6 protein-coding genes are annotated in these 4,285 nt (G+C 70.4%); all 6 read left to right on the plus strand.

All coding sequences use genetic code 11. From position 1 onward, the window contains the following. Window positions 1–311 precede the first annotated feature (311 nt). Window positions 312–926, plus strand: a complete 615-nt coding sequence (locus VFL64_RS17895) for a YitT family protein (protein ID WP_489541734.1) — start codon at window positions 312–314, stop codon at window positions 924–926. Between the two features lie 80 nt (window positions 927–1,006). Then, window positions 1,007–1,861, plus strand: a complete 855-nt coding sequence (locus VFL64_RS17900; protein ID WP_489541735.1) for an SDR family NAD(P)-dependent oxidoreductase — start codon at window positions 1,007–1,009, stop codon at window positions 1,859–1,861. A 7-nt stretch (window positions 1,862–1,868) separates the two neighbouring features. Beyond that, on the plus strand, window positions 1,869–2,654 hold the full coding sequence (locus VFL64_RS17905; RefSeq protein ID WP_489541736.1) for a MipA/OmpV family protein: 786 nt from the start codon (window positions 1,869–1,871) through the stop codon (window positions 2,652–2,654). Beyond that, on the plus strand, window positions 2,636–3,439 hold the full coding sequence (locus tag VFL64_RS17910) for a DUF4087 domain-containing protein (RefSeq protein ID WP_489541737.1): 804 nt from the start codon (window positions 2,636–2,638) through the stop codon (window positions 3,437–3,439). The genes VFL64_RS17905 and VFL64_RS17910 overlap by 19 nt, the downstream gene beginning before the upstream one ends. Window positions 3,440–3,486: 47 nt before the next feature. Beyond that, the gene (locus tag VFL64_RS17915) at window positions 3,487–3,873 is read left to right on the plus strand and encodes a nuclear transport factor 2 family protein (protein WP_489541738.1); all 387 of its coding nucleotides are present in this window, start codon (window positions 3,487–3,489) and stop codon (window positions 3,871–3,873) included. Next, a partial coding sequence (locus VFL64_RS17920) for an aldo/keto reductase (protein ID WP_489541739.1) occupies window positions 3,870–4,285 on the plus strand: 416 nt, incomplete at its 3' end. The genes VFL64_RS17915 and VFL64_RS17920, both read left to right, overlap by 4 nt.

The raw sequence follows: 4,285 nt of genomic DNA on the forward strand, positions 1-4,285 counted from the left end.
GCGGGCCGTCGGCCAGCAGCGAAAGCGGCATCACCGCATGCCAGTGCTTGCGGAAGACAGGTTGGCGGGTGGTCAGCATGGAAGCGCTCCCGGCCCGCACCCAAGCAAGGTGGACGGGCACTCTCGAAGTGACGAACTCCCCGCGCGGCGCATGGCACCGGCACAGGGCACTTCGAGAGCAATTTCCGGCTGCGCCGCTCCATGTGGCACCGGGGTGGTGCTGATCGGGCGCACAGTGAACGCTTCTACTCTCGTGATGCTCTCAATAGCAGGCGGCGTGCCAACGGCCAGGCCATGGACAATCGGGCGCAATGCAAGACCCCGACCCCTCGACCCTGCGGCACACGCCGCTCGAAGACCTGCAGGCCCTGCTGATCGGCACGCTGCTGGTGTCGCTGGCCGTCACGCTGTTCAAGCATGCCGGGCTGCTGTCGGGTGGCACCGCCGGCATCGCCTTCCTGATGCACTACCTGGGCGGCTGGTCGTTCGGCGTGGCGTACTTCGTGCTCAACCTGCCCTTCTACTGGCTGGCCTGGCGGCACATGGGCCGCAGCTTCACCCTGCGCACACTGGCCGCCGTGGTGCTGGTGTCGGTCATGAGCGACTGGCTGCCGCGCCATCTGGCGCTGGCCTCGCTGGACGCGTGGCTGGCTGCCATCCTGGGTGGTGTGCTGATGGGCAACGGCTTCCTGGTGCTGTTTCGCCACCAGGCGAGCCTGGGCGGCCTGGGCATCCTCGCGCTCATCGCGCAGAAGAAGCGCGGCTGGCGTGCCGGCCATGTGCAGATGGCGATGGACTCCGTGATCGTCTGCGCCGCACTGGCCACGGTGCCACTGCCCCGCGTGGCCTTGTCGATCGTGGCCGCGGTGGTGCTCAACCTCGTGATCGCCACCAACCACCGCCCCGGTCGCTACGTGGCGCAGTGAGCGCGTGATACAACCTCGGGCGCATCGCGCGCCACTGACCGGAGCACGGGGCTCCGACAGCGCCGCACAGGGAGTCTTTCGTGGTGGATCGTCTGAAGAACAAGGTGGCCGTGATCACCGGTGGCTGCTCCGGCATCGGCCTGGGCACGGTGGAGCGCTTCGTCGAAGAAGGTGCGCAGGTGATGGTGGGCGACATCGACGATGCGGCCGGTGCCGCGCTCGAAGCGCGCTTCGACGGCCGCGTGGCCTACCAGCACTGCAACGTGATGGAAGAGTCGCAGATCGAGGCGCTGATGGCCGGCGCCGTGGCGCGCTTCGGCGGGCTCGACATCGTGTTCAACAACGCCGGGGCCGGCGGCACGCCCGCACGCATCGACGAGATGACGGCCGACGGCTGGGACCGCACGCACAGCCTGCTGCTGCGCTCGGTGGCGCTGGGCATCCGCCATGCCGTGCCGCACCTCAAGGCGCGCGGGGGCGGTGCCATCGTCAACACCGCGTCGATCGCCGGCGTGCAGTCGGGCGCCGCGCCCATCGCCTACTCGGTCGCCAAGGCGGGCGTGATCCACCTCACGCGCCTGGCCGGCGCGGAGCTCGCTCGCAGCGGCATCCGCGTCAACGCGGTGTGCCCGGGGCTGATCCTCACCAACATCTTCACCGCCAACCCCGAGCGCGTGCCGCCCGAGGCCGCGCCGCAGGTGAAGCAGATGCTGGCCAAGGTGGCGCCCAACGCGCAGCCCATCGCCAAGGCCGGCCTGCCTGAAGACATTGCCAAGGCGGTGCTGTTCTTCGCCTCCGACGACTCGGCCTTCGTCACCGGCGAGCACCTGCTGGTGGACGGCGGCGCCTTCATCGGCCCGCGCCATGCCTGGGACCCGGTGGCCGCCGCCGAGCGCGAGGCCCTCATGCGCGGCCAGCTGCCCGCCAAGCGCTGAGGTGACCATGACGAAGCACGCGTTCGCAGCCATCGCACTGGCCTTGGCCGCCAGCCAGGCCCAGGCCATCGGCGGGCTGATCCTGCTCGGCTCGCCGCCCGAGCAGGAGGCCAAGCTCTCCATCGGCCCTTCGGTGGCCGCCTACCCCGAGGCGCCGGGCTCCGACAAGACCACGGTGCTGCCGCTGCTGGGCGTGGACTACTACCACCCCAATGGCTTCTTCTTCTCCACCGACATCGGCCTGGGCTGGAACCTGTCGCACCAGAAGGAATGGCAATACGGCGCGCGGCTGTGGCCGGTGTTCGGCCGCAGCGACGACACCTCGCGCTCGCTCGGCCTGCAGGACATCGGCAACCGCCTGGGCTACGGGCTCTACGCCAACTACGCGCCCTGGGAGTTCCTGCAGCTGCAAAGCAGCCTGCTGGCCGGCTCGGGCAACAACGGCAAGGGCGTGCAGTTCGAGATCGGCAGCACGCTGGGCGCGCGGCTGGCGAGCAACTTCGTGATGGGCCTGATGCTCGGGGCAACCTGGGCCAACGCCGACCACCTGCGCAGCTACTACGGCGTCTCGCCCGAGGAGTCGGCGGCGGGCTCGCTGCCGGCCTACGCGCCGGGTGCCGACTGGAGCGATGTCAACTACGGCCTGGTCGGCTCGCTGCGCTTCAACGAGCAGTGGAAGCTCTCGGGCCAGTGGCTCGCCGGCCGCCTGATGGGCGACGCGAAGAACAGCCCGGTGGTGCGCGACCGCACGCAGAACACCTTCTCGCTGACGCTGTGGTACCAGTTCAAATAGACCGGTTCGCACGCTTTCATCTGCTGGCGGTGCTGCTGGCCGCCTCGGGCGGTGCGTTCGCGCAGCCTGCCGAGGGCCCGCCGTTCCGCACGGTCGCCAAGGGCAGCGCGCCCCTCTCGCGCTCGGTGGTCACCACGGTGACGGCCTACGATGCGCCGCAGTGGGAAGGCAGCTGGCAGCTGCTGTGGTCCGATCCCAGCGGGCAGGCCGCCCAGCCGCCGATGCCGCTGCCGGTGGTCGACTTCCGGCGCTCGATGCTGCTGGGCGTGGTGCTCGCCTCCAACCCCACGGGCTGCGCCGGGGTGAGCATCACCGGGCTGCAGCTGCGGCCCGGCCAGCTGGTGGTGCGCTACCAGGAGAAGCGCCGACAGCGCGGCGAGGCCTGCACCAGCGCCTACCCCACGGCCTACCACTTCGTGTCGACGCCGCGGAGCAGCCTGCCGGTTGTGTTCGAGCATGAGCCGATGGCGTCCGCCGACACCACCGCGACCGCACAGACCCGCTGCGGCTGGTTCGACAACCCCACGCCGGGCAATGCCTGGCTGCACGACCGCGAGGGCGAGTGGACGGTGGGCATCCAGGGCGGCCACCAGGCCGAAGGCGACTGGCCGAGCTTCAGCGCCGCGCAATGGGTGCGCACCAACGGGAGCCATGGCTACGGCTGCGCCTGCCTGAGGGTGGTGGTGGAGCTGGCCTCGCGCCAGGTCGTTCGCATCGCCTCGGCCACGGCGCGCCCGCTCAGCGCCTGCCGGGGCGACAAGGCCCTCAAGAAGCCACCCGGCTGAGCGGGCTTCTTCGCCGCGGGGACACTCCCGCCCTGAAAGGATCTCCGATGCCCACAACCGACACCCTGGAACGCTTCGTGAGGCGCGTGGAAGAAGGCGCCCACGCCGAGGCCTGCGAAGAGTTCTACACCGAGCACGCCACCATGCAGGAGAACCAGGGCAAGCCGCGGGTGGGCCGCGCGGCGCACGTCGCCAACGAGCACAAGGTGATGGCACGCGCCCGCTCCGTCGAGTCGACCTGCGTGCGGCCGATCTTCGTGAATGGCGACAAGGTGGTCATCCGCTGGATCTTCCACTTCGTGTGGCAGGACGGCAGCGTCACGCACATGGAAGAGCTCGCCTACCAGCGCTGGGAAGGCGAACGCATCGCCGAGGAAACCTTCTTCTACGACCCCGCGCAGCGTGTGCCGGTCAAGCCGGAGACCCGGCCATGAGCGCCCTGCCGTCGCTGGGCCTCGGCACCTGGCGCATGGGCGAGTCCGGCGCCACGCGTGCCGCCGAGGTCGCCGCCGTGCGCAGCGCCCTTGAGCTGGGCTACCGGCTGATCGACACCGCCGAGATGTACGGCGAAGGCGGCGCCGAGACCGTGGTCGGCCTGGCGCTGGCCGAGGCGCTGCGCGCCGACACGCTGCGCCGCGACGAGATCGTCGTCGTCAGCAAGGTCTACCCGCACAACGCCAGCCGTCGCGGCGTGCCGGCCGCCTGCGAGCGCAGCCTCAAGCGCCTGGGGCTGGACCGCATCGACCTCTACCTGCTGCACTGGCGCGGCGCGCACCCGCTGGCCGAGACGGTGGAGGCCTTCGACACGCTGGTGCAGGCCGGCAAGATCGGCCGCTGGGGCGTGAG

Source organism: Rhizobacter sp., from assembly GCF_035702065.1.
Lineage (GTDB): Bacteria > Pseudomonadota > Gammaproteobacteria > Burkholderiales > Burkholderiaceae_C > Rhizobacter.